We start from the raw sequence: 19,045 nt of genomic DNA, 5'->3' as shown, positions 1-19,045 counted from the left end.
AGCTGTCCCCTGGATGGGAGCTGATATGCCTGACGAAGAACTGTGGCGCCCCCGCCACGAATGCGGTATCTGCGGCGTTTTCGGTCATGGGGATGCCGCCAAGCTGGTCTATTTCGGGCTCTACGCCCTGCAACACCGCGGCCAGGAAAGCGCCGGCATCGCGGCGGGAAACGGCCAGGGCATCGTTTTGCGCAAGGCCATGGGGCTCGTGCCGGATGTGTTCAGCGAGCAGACCCTGCAGCAGCTTCCCGGCCACCTGGCCAGCGGGCATGTGCGCTATTCCACCACCGGCGCCTCCAGCCCGGGCAACGTCCAGCCCTTCATGATCCGGCACCGCGGCATGGAACTCACCATTGCCCACAACGGCAACCTGGTCAACTCCATGACGCTGCACAAACGCCTGGAGGCGGAAGGCGCGATTTTCCAGACCAGCATGGACAGTGAAATCGTGCTGCACCTGCTGGCCCGCGAGCTGGTCAGGCACCCTCTGCCAGAAGCCATTGCCAGGGCGCTGGGCCAGGTGCGCGGCGCCTATTCCCTGCTGCTCATGACCAAAGACAGCCTGATGGCCGTCCGTGATCCGGGCGGCTTTCATCCGCTCTGTCTGGGCATGCTGGACAACGGGGCCTATGTGGTGGCCTCGGAGACCTGTGCGCTGGATCTGATCGAGGCCCGTTATCTCCGCGAAATCGAGCCCGGCGAGCTGCTGATCATCAACCGCGAAGGCCTGCAGTCGCTGCATCCCTGGCCACCGGCGCGCAGGAGCTTCTGCATCTTCGAGCACGTGTATTTCGCCCGGCCCGACAGCAATGTCTTCGGCCTGAACGTCTATGCCGCGCGGAAGCGCATGGGCGCGATGCTCGCCCGGGAAGCGAAAATAGACGCCGACATTGTCATGCCCTTCCCGGATTCCGGCAACTACGCGGCGCTGGGTTACGCGCAGGCCTCGGGCATTCCGCTGGAGTTCGGCATGATCAGAAACCACTATGTGGGCCGCACCTTTATCCAGCCCAGCCAGTCGATGCGGGATTTTTCGGTGCGGGTCAAGCTGAACCCGGTGCGCGAACTGCTCGCAGGCAAAAGGGTCATCATCGTGGAGGATTCCATCGTGCGCGGCACCACGGGCCGCAGCCGGGTGCAGTCCCTCAGGCGCGCGGGTGCGAAAGAAATCCACATGGTGGTCAGTTGCCCGCCTACCCGCTATGGCTGCTTTTATGGCGTCGACTTCCCTTCCCCCAAAAAGCTCGTCGCCTCCGGCAACACGATCGAGGGCATCCGGGACTATCTGGGTCTGGATTCGCTCCACTACCTGAGTCTTGAAGGTCTGGTCGAGGCCACCGGGCTGCCGAAAGAGCACTTCTGCCTGGCCTGCTTCAACAACGAGTATCCCGTGCCGCCGGACACCGGCCTGGCCAAGGAAGCACTGGACGAAGGCAGGCAGCCCCTGAGCCCTGGTCTGTAATACGGATTTTTTTGTTTCGGGCGGCAAATACGGCCATTGAATTTGCTCCCAGCCAGGTCTTTCTGTATACTCTTTTCTGTACTATCGGTGCTTCGGGGCTCAGGGTGAGGCCACAAAACCGAAGATTCTCCAATCAGCAAGCACAGGAAGAGCACATGGAAACATTGCAATGGGGGCCGGATCTCGAAACCGGTATTGCCGTAATCGATGCCCAGCACAAACGCCTTGTTCAACTGGTGAACCAGATGTATGAGGCGCGCCAGAAACATGACATGAACACGGTGGGCGCGGTGATTCCCGAGATGGTGGACTACTCCGTTTCCCATTTCAACTTCGAGGAAGAGCTGATGCAGGATGCCGGCTATGGCCTGCTGAAGGTCCACAAATGGCTGCACGAACAGTTCGTGAACAAGCTGCCGGACTTCCAGGCGCGCTACCAGGCCGGGGAAGACATCACGGAAGAGCTGTACATCATGCTGAGCCGCTGGCTCACGCACCACATTTGCCGCGAAGACCGGGGCTATGTGCAATCCATCAAAGCCTATCTCGCCCAGAACGGCGAGGTCAGCGCGCCCGGGGGCAGCACAGCTTCTGGAAGCGCCTGAAAAGCTCCACCCTGGCCACGCTGTTTCCCGATACCCCGCACAAATAGTCGGGGCGGCTCCCCTGCCCCTCTGTTCACGGTTATGCGGTGACAGCCTTCAAGCCGCCTCGAAAGGGCAGCGGCATGCAGGCCCGGGCCATGCCGGCAAGCCAGACAGGCGAAGACCGGACAGGGCAGAACGCGGCCAGCCCGCCCACCCGGGGCGAAACGGAGCAGAACGCAGCGGCACCAAGGGCAGCGCCGCTGCCAAAGCCGGCGACCGCAGAGAATAAGCGTGCCCGCCGACCAGCCGGGAGCGGGACCAGGACTGCCGGCAAAAAAAGGCGCGGTCGCAAGAAGAAAAAGAAACAGTATGCCCTGGGCTGCCGGCTGATGCTGGCTGGAGTCGAGGCAGGCGCCCTGCTGGGCGCAGGCGTATTGGCGCTCATGGTGACCCTGGGCTATGCGGCCGCCACGCTGTCCGGCACAAGTCTGCTCTATCACCGTCTGCCGTTCGCCCTGACGGTCTGCGGCATTGTCGGGGCCGGGACCTTGCTGCTGCGATTGTGGTGGGGGCTCAGGGTACGGCTGAACGGCTGGCATGTCCTGTCTCCCCCCCTGCTTGCGCTGACGCTCGCAGCGGCTGCAGGCTTTCTGGCGCAGCAGCCGCTCTTCGTCCCGCCGCTTGCCCAGTTCCGGCTGCTGGTGGGCGGCAAGGCGGAGATGCAGGGGGCCACCCTGAGACACCAGATCTTTGCGGCCTACCGCAGGCTGGATCGGGAAGAAATGGGCAGGATGCTGACCCGGTCAAGGCTGTACCGCGCCGACATCGAAGCCGCGGCCAGCGCCTTTGCTCTGGATCCGGATCTCCTGATGGGGCTGGCTGCCGCAGAATCTTCCTTCTACCCGAGAGACAGCGCTGACGGCGGCCAGGGGCTCTTTCAGATTACCAGCGTGCCGGCCGGGGCGCAGCAGGCGGCGCAGCAAAGCCTCGGGGCAGGCGCCCTGGATCTGGCCGATCAGCGCCACAACACCTTTGTCGCGGCCGCGACCCTGAAAAGCTATCTTGCCCAGATGCGCGGCAACGTGATACTGGGCCTTCTGGCCTACAACATTGGCCCGGAAAACGGCGGCCTCAGGGATATCATGAAGCGCTACGGTGCCACCGATTTTATTACCATTCAACCGTACCTGCAGGAAAAACCGCGGAACTATCCGGTGCGTGTGCTCTGTTTCGCCCTGGCCTTCCGCGTGCAGCGGACCGCAGGCAGCCTGCTGCCCTATGAAGAGGAATTGAACGCCATCCGCGTGCAGCATATCGGCATTCCGGGACTCTAGACCGCTGTACGATGCCCGCAAAGGCCCCTGGATTTATCAGCCGGTCTGAGGCATAATCGGGGCAGCGCCGTTTTCCTGCAAGCGCCCGGCAAATGCACTACTGCAAGAGTAAAGGAGTCCGCCATGTCAGCCGTTACCAAAGACGCCATGTCCATATTGAGCAAAAAGGTCGCCACCATGTCCCGCGAGCTGCAGCAGTTGCGGCCCTACCGGAAGCTTGTGGACATTGACGCTGAAATTGCGGCCAAAAGGGAAGCCTTTGCCCAGTTGCACGACGAAAAGATGGCCAAGCTGAAAAGCGCCGTCGATGCGGCCCGAACAAGCATTCAACAGGAATTTGCCAAGGCGAGGCAGGCCAGAGAGGAGGCGCTCAGGGAAAAGGAAAAGGCCATTGCCCTGGGCAGGGCCCTGATCGCGCGCGCCCAGGAGCATGCGGAGCGCATCGGCAGGGAAGCCGGGGAAAAAATCTTCCACGAATATGAAAAGATAGGCGACGAACGCTACGCGGCCACCAAGGAGAGCGAACGTATCCTGGCCCTGGCCAGGACCAGGGCAAACGAAATGCTGGCTGCCGCGTCCGCCAGACTGGAAGCGGTCACGGCGGCTGAACAGGCCGGGGCAAAGGCTGTGGCGATGACAGAACCCGCTTCGACAGCAGAGGCTGCACCGGCTGAGGCGGGCACAACGGCGGCACCCCCCGCCCAAACGGCCCCGACCGAAGCAGAGAGCCCTGCGTTCCGGCCAGCCGCGCCCCGGCAGCGGCCCGAACGCGGCAGAAAGAAAAAAAAGCGGCGCAGATAGCTCCGGGGCCGCAGGCAGCGGCCTCCTGCCGCTGATCTCAGGCCATTTCCTGACGCTTTCCTTTTCCGCGGAACAGGGCCCCGGCCCTACAATCAGGCCAGCGGCGTTTGCGTCCCCTCCCCGGCTGCCGCTTTGGGGAGCACGATCTCGAAGGTCGCGCCCACCGGCACGGCCAGGGCTTCGATGCTGCCGCCGTGGCCCTCTATGATCTGGTGGACCAGGTGCAGCCCCAAACCGAAGCCCTCGTCTTTTTCGGTGCGCGAACCGCGCTGGAATTTGCCGAAAATGCGTTCCCGTTCGGCATCCGGAATACCCGGCCCCTGATCGACCACCCGCAGCACGAAACGCTCCGGCTCTTCCACGAGCACGACCTTGACCACAGTGCCCGCATCGCTGAACTTGACGGCATTGTCCAAAAGATTCAGGAGCGCATGCATCAGCAGATCCTCGTCGCCGCTGTAGAGACTCGTGTGTTCCGACGCCTCTTGTATCACCAGAATACCCTTTTTGCCGGCCGAGCTCTGGATGCTCTCCAGGGTTTCGGCCACCATGTGCTCCAGCGAAAAGGGCAGCCGCCTGATCTGCTGCCGGCCGCTTTCCAGACGCGCGATATCCAGAAAGTCCCGAATCATCCGGTTCAGCCGCCCGGCCTGGCCGCAGATCTTCTGGGCAAAGGTGCGGTTCGCTCCTTCCAATTCTTCCATGAGCATCTGGCCATAACCCAGAATGACCGTAAGCGGCTGCTTGAACTCGTGAGACACGATGGACACCACCTCATCCTTGACCCGCTCCAGTTCCTTGATTTCGGTAATATCCTGCAACAGGGCGAGATCCCCGCAGAAACCGCTTTCCGGCGCCAGCAGCCGATGCACAGTGCCCTGGAAGTCACGGGTGCCGGCAGGCATTTTCACCTGCAGGTCAAAGCGGGAGCGAGTTCCGGCTCCAGCCGCAGAGTCTTCGGGCGGTTTCAGCGGAATCCGCGCGCCAAAGTCCTGAAATCGAGGCAGTCCACCGCCCTCCTGGCCGGTGCAGGCGCGCCAGAATGCATGAAAAGCGACATTGGCGAAAACCGGCTCCCCGCTCCCGCTTTCCCAGAGGATCAGGGGCGGCAGTTCCCGGTTCAGAAGGTTGTCCAGAAAATGGTGCTGCAGGCGCAGCGCGGCCGCGGCCCGCTGCAGGCGCTTCAGGTGTTCCTGAATGCCAGCCGGGCTGAACGGGCAGTGGCCTGCGGACGGGCCTTGCCCGGCATGATAGACCAGGCGCAATCGTTCGTCCAGCTCCTGGTCTATCATCTGCGTCTGATGCAGAATGTGGCGCACTGCGGCAAAGAGTTCCAGGCACAGGTAGAACAGATAGGTGAAGAGGAGAAAGGCCAGGGGGCTCAGATAATCGAAAAAGCAGTGCCGGCGTAACAACTGCAATGCGGCGGCCAGCACAAGAACGGTCAGGAGCAGGTTGCACAGCAGATTGCGGCGTTCGCCCAGGGCAGGCCACAGACCCAAAGGCAGCAGGGCAAACAGGGCGATCAGCATTGGTGTCAGCCAGGGCAGCGGGCGCACAAAGCTGTTGTTCAGGAGATTGCTCAGGATGGTAGCCTGAATTTCGATGCCCGGCGTGGGCGTCTTGCGGGTAAAGGTGGTGATATAGGAATCGCCCAGTCCCAAAGCCTGGGCGCCCACCAGGACGAAACGCCCGGCAAAGACCGTGTCCGGATACTTGCCTTCCAGCACGTCCCGGTAGGAAAGTGTGAGGAAGGTGGATTCCGGACCATAAAAGTTGATGAACCTGGGCTCGTGGCTGCCAGTGTCCAGCGCCTTCCCGAGTCCGGCAACAGAGGCCAGACTGACGGCGAAAAGCGGTACTTCTTCCAGGGGAGACAGCCGCACCTGACGCACAATGCCATCGCCGGAGAGCATGGCCTCGATGTGGCCCAGGCCCGCATAGCCACTGATGTCGGAATGGGGCTTCAGCAAGCCCTGCCGCCCGTCTGGGGCCACGGCCAGCACCGCAGGCGGGCCGCTGGCCAGGGCGGCGCTCAGGAGCGCATCGTCTGCAGCCGCTTCTGAAAAGAGGAAGTCGAGGCCAAGCGCCCGGGCGCCGGCCAGGCGGCCCAGCAGTTCGGCGTGCAGACGGCGGGGCAGAGGCCAGCGCCCATAGGCCGCCAAAGTGGCGTCATCCACGCCCACGATGACGATACGCTGATCAGGCGGCATCGCTCCCCGGGCCCGGAAGAGCAGGTCCATGCCCGTATTGACGAGAATGGTCCGGCCCCCGCTCCAGACCAGAACCAGCAGGAGGAGCAGGGACAGGGCCGGCGCGGCCGATCGGCGAAGCACGGCACGCATGGCTTAGAGCAGGATGACCACCAGAACGAGCGCGCCGATCAGACAGCCCTCAAGCGTGCGTGGCGGATTTTTGACCGTCAGGGTCTGGCTGGGCGTCCACGGCGTGGCCTGTCCCTGGCTGTCGATGGCACGCATGCGGATATAGTATCTGCCAGGGTCGAGCCTGTCCGGAAAGGTGTAGGCTGGCTCGCCCAGTGCCTTGGCCGCAACCAGCATTTTCCTGAAATCCCTGTCCTTCGCTGCCTGCAGCTCATAGAGCCAGCCTGGGCCCATGGCGCTCCATTGGAGCACGGGCGGGGCCTCGGTGCTGCTCTCCATGCCCTCCATGACCGGGGCTTCCTTCTGTTCCCAGCTCACGACAGGTGAATAGTCGGATTGGAAGCCGTCTTTGGCTTCGGCCAGTACCCGGCCATGGTACAGGCCGGGCGCCAGATCCGGGCTGACATAGGTGGACGCGCTCTGGACCTTTTCGTCCACCATGTCCCTGAAGGCCGCGTCGCGGGCCACCTGCACCCGGTAACCCACCGCCTGTTCGGACTCGAGCCAGGTCAGAGTCGCTGTCCGGCCCCACTGAACGGACCCGTTGCGCGGAACGCTCACCATGGGCGCCGGCGGCGTGGTGCGCACCGTCATGGCCTGTGCAGCCCACTCCCTGCTCTCAAAGCCCCTGCCGTCCGTTACGCTGAAAAAGGCAAAATAGCGGCCGTCCGGCACGTTCTGCACAAGGAGGGGCGCGCCTGCGGCCGCAATATGCTCATACACCGTGTTCTGGCCTTCGGCGTCCGTGCTCAGGCGCACATGGGCCGTTTTGACATCCGCCCGTTTCGGGAGCTGGATTTTGACCGGCAGCGTGCGATACAGGCTGGCAACGGCAGCCACAGGCGGCGGAGGCAGGGCCTGGGGCGCGTCCAGTCTGCCGCCCTGCCGCGCGCGGATACCCTCGTCGGCACGCAGCCGAAGCACTCTGGAACCAGATCGTACGGTCACCGCACCCTGCAGGGTTTCCACCCGGGTGGCGCCCCCGCCCTCGGCCTTCAGCCGGTATTCCGTACCGCGAATGCCGGTGATGACCACGGGCGTACAGGTGCGCATGCTGTCGTTGAAGCGGAGTTTCTTGCCAAGCGTGCTGTGTATGACCTCGCCACGGGTCAACAGGGCCTCGGCCTTGATCTTGCCATCCTCCAGCGAGAACAGGTAGCTGACGGAGAGCGTCGAATCCGGCTCCACCCGGGTGTAGACGCCATTGGGAAACAGGAGCTGCACAAAGGACTCCCGGCCGGTGACCACGGTCTCGCCCGGGGCCACGCTGGCCCCCTGCTGCAGGACGGCATGGGTGCCATCGGTCTTCTGCACCGTGGCCCGCCCACTCACCGTAACCACCTGAAGCGAGAGGTGCTCGAGCTGCAGCAGTTCCATGGGCACATCGATTTCACTGTCCGCATAGATGATATAGGGCGGCGACAGCCGGTTGATCCTGGCGATGTGCCTCCAGTCCTCCGGATGCTTGCAGTACTCCTGGGCAAGATGAATCAGATTGGTGCCGGCCGCGACCTGGAGCGGCACCGCGACGGAACCGGCCTCGGCGGCCGCCATGCCGGGCTGCAGGCCAAAGCCCAGAACGAAAAAAAAGCCCAGCAAGAGCATCCCCCACAAAGGGCGCCTGTACGGCGAGCGTTGCAGCGTCATGGTTGTCCTCCCTGTTGGCATGCAGTCACGGCCACGGATAGCACGAAGTGCCGCCTGCGCACGTTGGTCCGGTTTGTTCCGCTCCTGGCGGGCCAGACGGCCCGATTTCCTGTTCCGCTCTCCCCCTTTTCAGACCTGCAAACATACCACGATTGTCATGTATGCAGGGACAGGCAAACAGGGGCAGGTGCAACACGAATAGGTCGCTTCCGCAAAACCCTATCAGGCTGTTTCCCGTTGCCGGCCCGACTCGGGCTTCCCGTCCGTCTTCAGGGTGGCCATCACGGTGGCCACCATGCTGGGCACATCGGCCAGATTGGCCGGGATAATCAGGGTATTGCCCGCCTTGGCCAGATGGCCGAACTGCTCGACATATTTCTGGGCCACCTCCAGATTGGCCGCGTCGCGACCGCCCACTTCGTTCAGCGCCGCCGCCACCTTGCGGATGCCTTCGGCGCTGGCCTGGGCAACCTTCAGAATCTCCTGGGCCCGGCCTTCGGCCTCGTTGATGCGCCGCATCTTTTCACCTTCGGAGAGCGCAATGGCCTGGGCCTTTTCACCCTCGGCCCGGTTGATTTTGGCCTGCCGTTCGCCTTCGGAACGGGCAATTTCAGCGCGTTTGTCGCGCTCTGCCTTCATCTGCTTTTCCATGGAATCCAACACGCTCGTCGGCGGCTGGATGTCCCGGATCTCGTAACGCAGCACCTTGACGCCCCAGTTCTGGGCCGCCTCGTCCAGGGCGTCCACCACCTGCCGGTTCAGGCTTTCCCTGGCCTCGAAGGTGTTGTCCAGGGTGATCTTGCCGATGGCGGAGCGCAGGCTCGTCTGGGCCAGTTGCATGGCCGCGAAGTGGTAATCCGCAATGCCGTAGGCCGAAAGCCTGGAATCGACCACCTGCATGTAGAGCACGCCGTCCACCTCCAGGGTGACATTGTCCGCCGTGATGCAGGTCTGGGACGGAATATCCAGGGGCTCCTCCTTCAGATTCCGGCGGTAGGCCACCTTGTCGATAAAGGGAATCAGCACGTGGAAGCCGGCCGCCAGGGTGGCGCGGTACTTGCCCAGCCGTTCCACCACGTATTCGCTGCGCTGCGGCACGACCACCGCGGTTTTGACAAGTACCAGGATAACAAATGCCGCAAAAACCAGCAGCCCCACCAGAAAACTATCCATCATCATTCTCCTTCTGTTGTTTCGACCTGCACCGCTTCAACGGTCAGTATCAGATTGTTTTTGGCCACGACCCGCACGCGCTCGCCGCTGGCCACAGGCCGGGCAGATACGGCCCGCCAAAAGGAGCCGCCGTATTTGACCTTGCCGGCTGCAGGCGGCACGATGTCTTCCACCACTTCGACCAGATCCCCCTGGGGTACGAAATCGTCGTTGGTATCCACGTCCCGCGCTCCGCCGATGAACAGCTTCTGGAACTTGGCCCTGAGCAGGATCAAAAGCGCTATGCTGGCCACCAGGAAGATCAGGATCTGGGCAGACATTGAAATATGGGGCACCAGCCCGGCCAGTGCCGCGCACCACGCGCCCAGACCGAAAAAAAAGATGAAAAAGCCGGGCATCACCAGTTCCAGCACCAGACAGAAGATGCCGAAGAGAAACCAGAACAGCACCGGATGGGCAGCGATTATGGACAGCATGTGTTCCCTCACAAAAGATCGTCAAAGGCGAAGCGGCAATCCACCCTTCAGCCCAGAGGCAGAAAAACGGAAAAAACCGTACCCGCTGGATCGGCGTCTGTCACGCGAATATCTCCGCCGTGCTCGCGCACAATGGTCTGGCAGATGGCCAGGCCCAGGCCGGTACCAGACTTGCTGGTGGAAAAATAGGGCTCGAAAATGCGCAGCTTCACCTCGTTCGGAATGCCGGCCCCGTTGTCGGCCACCTGCAGCACAATGCCGCCCCTGCCCGGATCACAGGCCAGGGCGACGCTGATGATGCCACCTCTGTCCAGGGCAGTCACCGCATTGTCCAGGAGATTGATCAGCACCCGCTTGATCTGCACCGCGTCAAAAAACAGCTCGGGCAGGCTGTCCGCAAGCTGCAGGTCAAAATGGATATGCGGATGTGCCTCCCGGTAGAGCCCCACCGCCTCGGTGGTCAGACCGATCAGGTCGCCGGCGGCCTTCTTCAGCTTGGGCATGCGGGCGAATTCGGAAAACTCGGAGGCCATTTTACGGATCTCTTCCACCTGCGAGATGATGGTGCCCGTACACTGCTCGAACACCTCCTGCCCGCTGGTCAGAACGGGCAGATAGCGTTTGCGCAGACGCTGGGCCGAAAGCTGGATGGGCGTGAGCGGATTCTTGATCTCGTGGGCAATGCGGCGGGCCACTTCCTGCCAAGCGGCAAGCCGCTGGGCCTGTTCCAGACCGGTGAGATTGTCGAACACGATGACAAAGCCTGCGGCTTGACCGCGCTCGTCCACCATGCGGGCCACGTTGACCTGCAAAGACAGCACCTCGTCCCGCCGGATGGTCATGCGCAGATGCCGCTCCACCACAGCTTTCCCGGTCTCCCTGAGTTCCTGCACGAAACTCTGGACCACAAGCGCGTGCTGCCGGGGCAGCACCTGATGAAAATCGTGACCGATGAAGCGCTTCGGATCTATGGCCAGCAGCTCCACCGCAAAACGGTTGATGGTGGTGATGGTGCCGTCCTCGTCCAGGGCAATGACGCCCGCCGGCACGTGTTCCAGAATGGTTTCCAGATAGTTGCGGCGCTGCTCCGAAACCTCGTTGCTCTGCTGCAGCGCGAAATGGGTCTGGGCCAGTTCCCTTCTGGAACTGCCGAGATTGGCGGTCATGGCATTGAAGGCATCCACCAGGGTGCCCATCTCATCGTCAGTCGTACGGTCAAGCTGGAATTCGAGGTCGCCCTCCGCCACCCGGCGGGTCGCCAGCGCCAGATCGTGGATCGGCGTGGTCAGGGTACGGGCGATATAGAGGCCGAGCCAGATGGAACCGAACACGATCAGCATGGTCACGACCACGAGCAGGATGTTCAGGCTCAGCTTGATCGGCGCATTGACAATCATCAGGTGCTGGTAGTCGTTCAGACCGGCCTGAATGGCCTGCATCTCGGCAAGTCGCGCCGAGGGAATCAGCAGGGAAACCACCACGAACCAGGTCTGGGGCCTGGGCAAACGAAGCTGCACCGGCGCAATGGCCTGTACCAGCTCGCCCACGGGCGCATGCACGCCCAGCACCTCCACCGCGCCGGCAGACGCCACCTGCCGCAGGGCGCCGGTGGCCACCGGCGGCAGCATAACCGGCAGCAGGCGGGGACTGCGCAGGGAGATCACTTCCTGCTGGCGGGCATCCAGCACCTGAATGCTGTCCGGTGCGCCGGGAACGGTGCCGGCCATCAGCCGGCCCAACTGATCGCGCAACAGCGTCTGGTCATAGGGGTTGAGCAGGCCTGTCTCGAACTGGTAGGCCAACTGCATGCTGACAAATTCAGCCTGCTTGCGGGTGTCCGCAAAGATGGCCTGACTCATGTTGTTGGAAAACTGGAGCGATTCCTCCACCTTGGCATTGAACCAGTAGTCCATGGAGGCGGAAATCGAGCCAAAGGCAAAGAGAAACAGCAGGGTGCTGGGTAAAAAGGAAAGCGCGATAAAGGCGACAATCAGCTTGCTGCGCAGCCGGTAGCCGAAGAGCTGGTGCCTGCGCTCGAAGAACAGCTCGGCCAACTGCCGCAGCACCAGATACAGCATGAGGAGCAGCAGCAGCGCGTTGCAGTTGATCAGCGCGAAGAAAATCGCAGTATCGAGCCGCGGCTGCAACCGGAGCTGCCCGCCCAGCAACCGGTACTCCGTGTAGCCAAGCACCGGGATAACGAGCAGGCAAAAGGCGATAACCCAACGAATGAGACGGCGTTTTTCCTGGCGTTGCTCCGGGGTCAGCATGAACAGGCCGGGTCAGTATCTGAATTCGATGGTACGGCGGTCGGTTCGCAGGCCGCCCAGCTTTCTGATGGGGACGAAGCGGCCAATACCCGGGGGCAGCAGGCCCGGCTCCAGCACCACCTGCATGTGGATGGCATAGGGCGCATCGGCCACCAGATTGGAGAGACTGATCACCGGCAGACCGCTGAAGGTGCTCATCCACTGCACCGCTTCCTGGAGGGAGGCGGTCCGGCGGATACGTGCCGGATCATTCTGGGGCGTGAAGATGTAGGTCTCATGTTCCTGGTCATAACGCAGGACATGGGTCAGCGAGGCCTGACACAGGGATTCGTCGATCCAGCCCGAGCGTTGGCGCACCAGCTCGACGATAAAAATGAAGGTCAGCTCGGAACCATGGGCCAGCTCGTCAAAAAGACGCTCGGAGAAGGCGCCGTGGATGGAGGCGGACAAAAGCAGGGAACCTTCGCCGCTCGTGACCACAATATGCCGGATCTCCGGAGTTTTTTCCCGGGCCAGGGCCATGGGCGCAAAGCTCAGGAAAAAAAGGGCGGCTATGACTGGCAGGCATGTGAAAAAAGGCAGTTTCATCAGGATAGGGCAAGGTGAATCCGCATGGATTGCGGCGGCCCGGCGCATGCGGAAAGGGCGAAAAAGACCGCCTTCCTATATACGTGATAGCCGGCGCATTGTCCAGAGGCAAGAGATTGTCCAGAGGCAAGAGCGGATCCGGGGCTACATCCTGTCCAGGAGGCGCCGCAGCAGACTGGCCACAGCCCTGGCCGCACCAACGGCGCTCTCACGCAGTTCGGCCCAGAAGACCGCAGCGCTGTCACCACCGTATCCGGCAGCGAGCAGCCGTTTTTTCACCTCCAGCACCTCCCGTTCCTTCCGGTCGATGTCTTCGGCAAAGCGGGCTTCCACCTCGGCCGCAGCCAGGCGGGCCTTCACCTTCAGTTCTTCAAGCTGGCTCTGCTTGACGGCAAGCTCGAGCTTCAGCCGCTCACAGGCGCCCGGTTCCCTTTCCATGACTTCACCCCCATGGTTTTCTGTTCCTGTCCAGGCAAAAGTGGGAAAAAAGTAAGCAGCCGGGCCGGTGCCGGCAAGCCCTCCCGACATTGGGCGGAAAATCTGTTGCAGCAAAAGGCAAAGCTTCTTATAAGATTTTTTTTATCTTGAAAAGCCAGGGAAGAATTCAATATGCGACTCACGCGTGCCGGTGAATATGCTGTCCGCTGTATCCTCTACCTCTGCAACAAGGGACAGGGTACTCTGGTCAGCAGACATGAAATTGCCGAGCGTTCCAATATCCCGACTCTGTTCCTCGCCAAGATCGCCCAGCAACTGGCCAAAAAGGGTTTCATCGAAATCCGGCAGGGCGCCCGCGGCGGCTTTGTGCTGACCAAAAATCCAGCCGACATCAGCCTCCTCGAGGTGGTGGAAACCATGATCGGCGAAATTTACCTGAACGACTGCATTCTGCGACCCGAAACCTGCGAGGCCCACGAAACCTGCGCCGTGCATCAGGTGTGGCAGGAGGCGCGCAGGCAGTTGCGGGCCACGCTGGCCTCGGCGAGCATGGCGGAACTGAGTCGTGGCAGGATCTGCCCCGAACTGACCGTCATGCCGGAGACGGCTGATCCCTCCGGCGAAGCGCCCCCGGATGAGCCCGGTCCGCCAGGCGACTGAGATGCGACCTGCCGGCAAACAGGAGGGGCTGTCCGCAGCGGTTTTCCGCTTTTACCGGGACGGATTCCGACAGATGCGCCTTGGCCGGACGCTTTGGAAAATTGTGCTCGTCAAGCTGTTTGTCCTGTTCGCCATTCTCAGGCTGTTCTTCTTTCCCAATTTCTTACAGACCCATTTTGACACCGACCAGAAGCGGGCCGATCATGTGGCCGACCAACTGACCAGGCCGGTCCACGGCACGAACCATTGAACCGAGGAGGGACGTATGCTTGCAGGCATGGATCTGAGCATGGTGAACTGGGCGCGGGCACAATTCGCGCTGACCGCCATGTATCACTGGCTCTTTGTGCCGTTGACGCTGGGCATGACCTGGCTCATCGCTTTCTTTCACACAATTTACGTAAAAACCGGCGACGAGGAGTGGGGGCGGCTGACTAGATTCTGGATGAAGCTCTTTGGCATCAATTTCGCCATTGGCGTGGCAAGCGGCATCATTCTGGAATTCGAGTTCGGCACCAACTGGTCCAACTACTCCTGGATGGTAGGCGATATCTTCGGCGCACCGCTGGCTGTGGAAGGCCTTATCGCCTTTTTCATGGAAACCACCTTTTTCGCCGTCATGTTCTTTGGCTGGAACCGGGTTTCCAGGGGCTTTCACCTCTTCTCCACCTGGATGGTGGCCATTGGCAGCAACCTGTCGGCCGTGTGGATTCTGGTGGCCAACGCCTGGATGCAGCATCCGGTGGGCCAGGTCTTCAACCCGGAAAACGCCCGTTTCGAGATGCAGAGTTTTGCCGACGTGGCGCTCTCGCCCTTTGCGGTCAACAAGTTTACCCACACGACCAGCTCGTCCATGATGACCGCGTCGCTTTTCATCATCTCCGTCTCGTCTTGGTATCTGCTTCGGGGCCGGCACCAGCTCCTGGCCAAGCGCTCCATCGTGGTGGCCTCGGTGCTGGGGCTCATCGCCTCGGGCTTCACCATGCTGAACGGCGATGAGAGCGCCTATGAAATTGCGCAGGTCCAGCCCATGAAGCTGGCCGCCATCGAGGGCCTCTACAAGGGCGAAAGCAGAGCCGGCATCACGGTTTTTGGCGTGATGAACCGGAAAAAAACCGTGCAGAACGACGAGGACGCTTTCCTCTTTGAGATCCGCCTGCCCTTTCTCCTTTCAATTATGGCCACCCGCTCCTTTGACGGCTTCGTGCCGGGCGTGCAGGACCTGGTTAACGGCAACGAGCAGCAGAACATCATGGCGACCTCCGAAAAAATGAGGCGCGGCCAACAGGCGCTGAGCAGTCTGGATGCCTTCAGAAGCGCCAGGAAAAACGGCGATCAGCGGGCGGCTGCCACCCATCTGGCAGACTTTGAAAGCAACCGGGAATTTTTGGGCTACGGCCATCTCAAAACGCCCGAAGAGGCCGTGCCTCCGGTGGCCCTCTCCTTCTACGCCTTCCATGTGATGGTGTCTCTGGCCGGCCTCATTCTGCTGCTCTTTGCGGCCTGCCTCTACCTTTTGTACCGGGGGACGCTGGAAACCAAGAAGTGGCTGCTCTCTCTGGGAGTCATCGGCTATTTTATGGGCGTCACGGCCGGGCAGGCCGGCTGGATTGTGGCCGAAGTCGGCCGCCAGCCCTGGACGATTCAGGGGCTGTTGCCCTGCTCCGTGGCCAGTACCAACCTGACCGCAGGCACGGTGCAAACCACCTTTTTTATCTTCCTGGTGCTCTTTGTCGCCCTCCTGCTTGCCGAAATCTGCATCATGCTCAAACAGATCAGCATAGGACCTGAGGAGAACTGACATGATTCACAACCTGGACCATTCAACCCTGCAGCAGCTCTGGTGGCTGCTCTGCTCGCTTGTCGGTGCGCTCTTTCTCTTCATGACCTTTGTGCAGGGCGGGCAGACCCTGCTCTGGCAGGTCGCCAAAACGGACAGGGAAAAAGACCTGGTCATCAATTCCCTGGGCCGGAAATGGGAGCTGACCTTCACCACTCTGGTGCTTTTCGGCGGTGCACTTTTCGCTTCCTTTCCCAAGTTCTATGCCACCTCCTTTGGCGGCGCCTACTGGGTGTGGATGCTCATCCTCTTTACCTTTGTCCTGCAGGCGGTGAGCTACGAATTCCGCAGAAAAAGCCTCAACCTCTACGGAAGCCGGGTCTACGAACTCTTCCTGTTCATCAATGGCTCTGTCGGCATTTTTCTCATCGGTGCGGCAGTCGGCACCTTTTTTACCGGCGCGTCCTTCACGCTGGATGCCAACAACGCCGTCACCTGGACGAGCCCCCTGAGAGGCCTTGAAGCAGCGCTCAGCCTTTCCCCCTACAGCATCTTCAACATCTGCCTGGGCCTCTTTCTGGTCCTGAACGCCCGCACGCTGGGCGCCATGTACCTCATCAACAATATCGCCCAGGACGAAGCACCGGAACTGGAGGCCCGCCTGCGGGCCGCCTGCGGGCAGAACTGCCGCTGGTCCCTGCCCTTTTTGGGCATCGTGCTGCTGTTCCTGCTCATCATGCCGGGCTTTGTCATCCTTGACAACGCCAGCAGCGCCGCCACCATCGACAAGGTGTGGTTCAAATATCTGCGCAATCTCTTCGCCAACCCGTGGCTGCTGCTGCTGCTGGCAGCCGGTCTGGCCACCGAGGCGCATGGCGTCTGGCATACCGCACGGCACGCTTCCAGAAAGGGCATCTGGTTCGGCGGGCCGGGGACAGTGCTGATCGCTCTGACCGTGCTGCTGCTCCCGGCCTACAACAACACGCCGTTCTACCCATCCCGGGTGGACTGGCAGTCGAGTCTGAGCATCTACAACGCCTCGTCCAGCCCCTATACCCTCACGGTCATGACCTATGTGGCGCTGTTCATTCCCCTGGTGCTGGCCTACATCGCCTATGTCTGGCATCTCATGGATCGGAGCAAGATCCGCGAGGAGGACACCAAAGGCCATTCAGCCTACTGATTCACCACGACCAAGGAGCATATCATGAGTCTTTTTCTGGGCATCTGCTGGTTCGGCACCCTGGCTGCTTCCTTTTATCTGGCCCTGCGCCTGCTCAAGAAGTTCGGCCTGTACTGAACTGGCCCCCGGCCGGGGTGAAACACGGCTCTCCGGGCAGCCTGCAGCGCTTGCGGGCTGCCCTTGTTCATCCTGCCGGTTCCGCTCCTGCACCTGCATCGCGGAGACCCGCCTGTTTTTGCGGCCAGCACCGGTTGACAGATTGAATTGCAATTTTATAATGCCACCCGGTTGAGCTTTTCAGGCCCTTTGCGGCCTTTTTCTTCCTCTTTTGTCCGGAGTTCCGCCATGCCCATTTACGAGTACGAATGCAGCCAGTGCAAAAAAACCATTGAAGTCGAGCAGCATATCACCGACGCGCCCCTCAGCGTGTGCCCGTACTGCGGCCAGCCGGTGCGCAAGCTGATTTCTTCCTCCTCCTTTCAGCTCCGGGGCGGCGGCTGGTACGCAGACGGCTACTCTCACGAACACGGGGGCGCGCCGTCCTGTTCGAGTCCATCCCCCTGCTCCGGCGGCGGTTCCTGCCCGCACTGCCACGCCTCATGAAGCCCGCGCAGGTGGCGCTTCTCCTGCCAAGGGGAAAGCCATGAACCAAAATGCTCAGGGCTACCCGCGCCGTCTGGTGTTGCTGTTGTGCCTCCTGGTGCCGCTTTTCTGGCTGTCCGGCTGTTCCAGGGCCTATTACGGCGCCATGGAAAAATTCGGCGTGCACAAACGCGATATCATGGTGGACCGGGTCCAGGCGGCCCGGGACGCCCAGGCCGAAGCCAAGGAGCAGTTCAGGACGGCCCTGGAGCAGTTTTCCGAACTTGTGCAGCTCAGGCCAGGCGATCTGGAAGCCCAGTACAGGGAGCTGAACAGCGGGTATGAGCGCTGCAACCGCAGGGCCGAGCAGGTGCATCAACGCATAGCTTCGGTGGAATCGGTTTCCGAAGCGCTTTTCAGGGAATGGCAGACCGAACTGGATCAGTACTCCAGCCCCAGCCTGCGGCAGGACAGCGAGCGCAAGCTGGCACGCACCCGGCACGAATACGAGCAACTGATCGCGGCCATGAAACGGGCCAGCGGCAAGATTCATCCGGTGCTCAGCGTGTTCCACGATCAGGTACTCTATCTCAAGCACAACCTGAACGCTCAGGCCATAGCCTCGCTGCAGGGTGAACTGGTGACTCTGGAGCACAACGTGGATCAGCTCGTGCGCGAAATGGAAGATGCCATTCGCGAAGCCGACAGATTTATCGCCAAGTTGCGGAAAGACTGAGACCAGGACTTCTTCCTTTTTTCGACCCGCCCTGCGCGTTGCGAGGCGGGTTTTGGCTTTTTGGAGGCACAATGGCCCGAGCTTCCGTCGTGACCCTGATCACCGATTTCGGCTGGCAGGACGCCTATGTCGGCCAGCTCAAAGGCCGGCTTGTGCAGACCTGCCCGCAGGCGCTGCCCGTGGATCTGAGCCACGACATTCCGGCCTGGGACATTGCCGCGGCAGGCCGGGTCCTCGCCGCGAGCTGGCATTTTTTTCCCGCAGCCACGGTGCACCTCGCGGTGGTGGATCCCGGCGTGGGCAGCGCCAGACGGCTCGTTGCCGCAAGTGGTCAGGGGCACTTCTTTGCAGCGCCGGACAACGGCCTGCTGACCCAGCTTCTGGCAGACGGCGTCCTCGAGGCTGCCCACGAAATCCTCATGCCGCCCGGCCAGCACATCAGCCCGACCTTTCACGGCCGGGACATACTCGCACCTGCAGCGGGCCGGCTGGCCGCCGGCGCCCGGCCCGGCGAACTTGGCCCTGCCCTGCCCCTGCACAGCCTGATTCGGCTGCCGGCACCGTCAGTCTCTGCCCGCAACGCGGCGGGCATCACCGGCACAGTGCTCTCGATCGACCGTTTCGGCAACGTGCGCACGAGCTTTCATCCCCACAGAGACCGGATCGACACCTCGCTCTTGTACTCGATTGTCCTATGCAATATAGTCGTGAACCTTCGGGTACGTTGCTACAGCGAAGCGCCAAAAGGCGCCTATTGCTTCCTCGTTGACAGCGACGGCTATCTGGAAGTGGCGATCAATCAGGGCAACGCCGCCCAGAACATTCCCTGCAAACCGGGCGATCCGCTCCACTTGCAGTTCAAAACGCGAGCGTGAACTGCAACGGGCGGGGGAGCTCCGGAAAAAAAGCAATTTCGGCAAAGGCCAGATGGTATCGGCCGATTA

General features: G+C 61.6%; 18 protein-coding genes. 11 read left to right on the top strand and 7 right to left on the bottom strand.

Translation table 11 applies throughout. The features are described 5' to 3' along the window. Nucleotides 1-25 precede the first annotated feature (25 nt). The 4 genes from purF (at nucleotide 26) to CAY53_RS05110 (ending at nucleotide 4,184) form a co-directional block, all read left to right on the top strand. Entirely contained in the window at nucleotides 26-1,462 is a 1,437-nt protein-coding gene (gene purF / locus CAY53_RS05125; protein WP_219842730.1) for an amidophosphoribosyltransferase, read from the top strand. Between the two features lie 155 nt (nucleotides 1,463-1,617). Next, a complete protein-coding gene (locus CAY53_RS05120; protein WP_104936213.1) occupies nucleotides 1,618-2,067 on the top strand; it encodes a bacteriohemerythrin in 450 nt (149 codons plus the stop codon). A 137-nt stretch (nucleotides 2,068-2,204) separates the two neighbouring features. After that, nucleotides 2,205-3,383: a transglycosylase SLT domain-containing protein gene (locus CAY53_RS05115; RefSeq protein ID WP_104937448.1), complete on the top strand. Its 1,179-nt coding sequence runs from the start codon at nucleotides 2,205-2,207 to the stop codon at nucleotides 3,381-3,383. Nucleotides 3,384-3,506: 123 nt separating this feature from the next. Next, nucleotides 3,507-4,184, top strand: a complete 678-nt coding sequence (locus CAY53_RS05110) for a hypothetical protein (RefSeq protein WP_104936212.1) — start codon at nucleotides 3,507-3,509, stop codon at nucleotides 4,182-4,184. 92 nt (nucleotides 4,185-4,276) lie between these two features. On the opposite strand, the gene CAY53_RS05105 is transcribed toward CAY53_RS05110, so the two are convergent. The 7 genes from CAY53_RS05105 to CAY53_RS05075 form a co-directional block, all read right to left on the bottom strand. After that, on the bottom strand, nucleotides 4,277-6,529 hold the full coding sequence (locus CAY53_RS05105) for a CHASE2 domain-containing protein (RefSeq protein WP_104936211.1): 2,253 nt from the start codon (nucleotides 6,527-6,529) through the stop codon (nucleotides 4,277-4,279). A gap of 3 nt (nucleotides 6,530-6,532) precedes the next feature. After that, on the bottom strand, nucleotides 6,533-8,215 hold the full coding sequence (locus CAY53_RS05100) for a FecR domain-containing protein (protein ID WP_181040433.1): 1,683 nt from the start codon (nucleotides 8,213-8,215) through the stop codon (nucleotides 6,533-6,535). A gap of 222 nt (nucleotides 8,216-8,437) precedes the next feature. Next, the gene (locus CAY53_RS05095) at nucleotides 8,438-9,388 is read right to left on the bottom strand and encodes an SPFH domain-containing protein (RefSeq protein WP_104936209.1); all 951 of its coding nucleotides are present in this window, start codon (nucleotides 9,386-9,388) and stop codon (nucleotides 8,438-8,440) included. Between the two features lie 2 nt (nucleotides 9,389-9,390). Further along, nucleotides 9,391-9,864, bottom strand: a complete 474-nt coding sequence (locus CAY53_RS05090) for an NfeD family protein (RefSeq protein ID WP_017865537.1) — start codon at nucleotides 9,862-9,864, stop codon at nucleotides 9,391-9,393. 47 nt (nucleotides 9,865-9,911) lie between these two features. Then, nucleotides 9,912-12,134, bottom strand: coding sequence for a sensor histidine kinase (locus CAY53_RS05085; protein WP_104936208.1), 2,223 nt, complete (start codon nucleotides 12,132-12,134; stop codon nucleotides 9,912-9,914). 12 nt (nucleotides 12,135-12,146) lie between these two features. Further along, nucleotides 12,147-12,656 carry a DUF4390 domain-containing protein gene (locus CAY53_RS05080; RefSeq protein WP_219842729.1) on the bottom strand — a complete coding sequence of 170 codons (510 nt, stop codon included), beginning with the start codon at nucleotides 12,654-12,656 and terminating at the stop codon, nucleotides 12,147-12,149. Between the two features lie 210 nt (nucleotides 12,657-12,866). Then, nucleotides 12,867-13,160 carry a hypothetical protein gene (locus CAY53_RS05075; RefSeq protein WP_245874891.1) on the bottom strand — a complete coding sequence of 98 codons (294 nt, stop codon included), beginning with the start codon at nucleotides 13,158-13,160 and terminating at the stop codon, nucleotides 12,867-12,869. A 171-nt stretch (nucleotides 13,161-13,331) separates the two neighbouring features. Here CAY53_RS05075 and CAY53_RS05070 point away from each other — a divergent pair, with 171 nt between their 5' ends. From CAY53_RS05070 to CAY53_RS05040, 7 genes are all read left to right on the top strand, one after another. Continuing rightward, nucleotides 13,332-13,820: an RrF2 family transcriptional regulator gene (locus tag CAY53_RS05070; protein WP_104936205.1), complete on the top strand. Its 489-nt coding sequence runs from the start codon at nucleotides 13,332-13,334 to the stop codon at nucleotides 13,818-13,820. Between the two features lies 1 nt (nucleotide 13,821). Next, nucleotides 13,822-14,070: a DUF4492 domain-containing protein gene (locus CAY53_RS05065; RefSeq protein ID WP_104936204.1), complete on the top strand. Its 249-nt coding sequence runs from the start codon at nucleotides 13,822-13,824 to the stop codon at nucleotides 14,068-14,070. Nucleotides 14,071-14,085: 15 nt separating this feature from the next. Further along, on the top strand, nucleotides 14,086-15,621 hold the full coding sequence (locus CAY53_RS05060) for a cytochrome ubiquinol oxidase subunit I (RefSeq protein WP_104936203.1): 1,536 nt from the start codon (nucleotides 14,086-14,088) through the stop codon (nucleotides 15,619-15,621). Nucleotide 15,622: 1 nt separating this feature from the next. Beyond that, complete coding sequence (locus CAY53_RS05055) at nucleotides 15,623-16,783, top strand: cytochrome d ubiquinol oxidase subunit II (RefSeq protein WP_104936202.1); 1,161 nt, start codon at nucleotides 15,623-15,625, stop codon at nucleotides 16,781-16,783. A gap of 345 nt (nucleotides 16,784-17,128) precedes the next feature. Continuing rightward, nucleotides 17,129-17,386: an FmdB family zinc ribbon protein gene (locus tag CAY53_RS05050; RefSeq protein ID WP_017865527.1), complete on the top strand. Its 258-nt coding sequence runs from the start codon at nucleotides 17,129-17,131 to the stop codon at nucleotides 17,384-17,386. A gap of 40 nt (nucleotides 17,387-17,426) precedes the next feature. Beyond that, nucleotides 17,427-18,101: a DUF2959 domain-containing protein gene (locus CAY53_RS05045; protein WP_104936201.1), complete on the top strand. Its 675-nt coding sequence runs from the start codon at nucleotides 17,427-17,429 to the stop codon at nucleotides 18,099-18,101. Between the two features lie 71 nt (nucleotides 18,102-18,172). Further along, nucleotides 18,173-18,976 (top strand): SAM hydrolase/SAM-dependent halogenase family protein, encoded by an 804-nt coding sequence (locus CAY53_RS05040; RefSeq protein WP_104936200.1) that lies wholly within the window; start codon nucleotides 18,173-18,175, stop codon nucleotides 18,974-18,976. Nucleotides 18,977-19,045 lie beyond the last annotated feature (69 nt).

This window comes from Desulfobulbus oralis, assembly GCF_002952055.1.
GTDB lineage: Bacteria > Desulfobacterota > Desulfobulbia > Desulfobulbales > Desulfobulbaceae > Desulfobulbus > Desulfobulbus oralis.
This window is presented reverse-complemented; position numbering and strand designations above follow the sequence as displayed.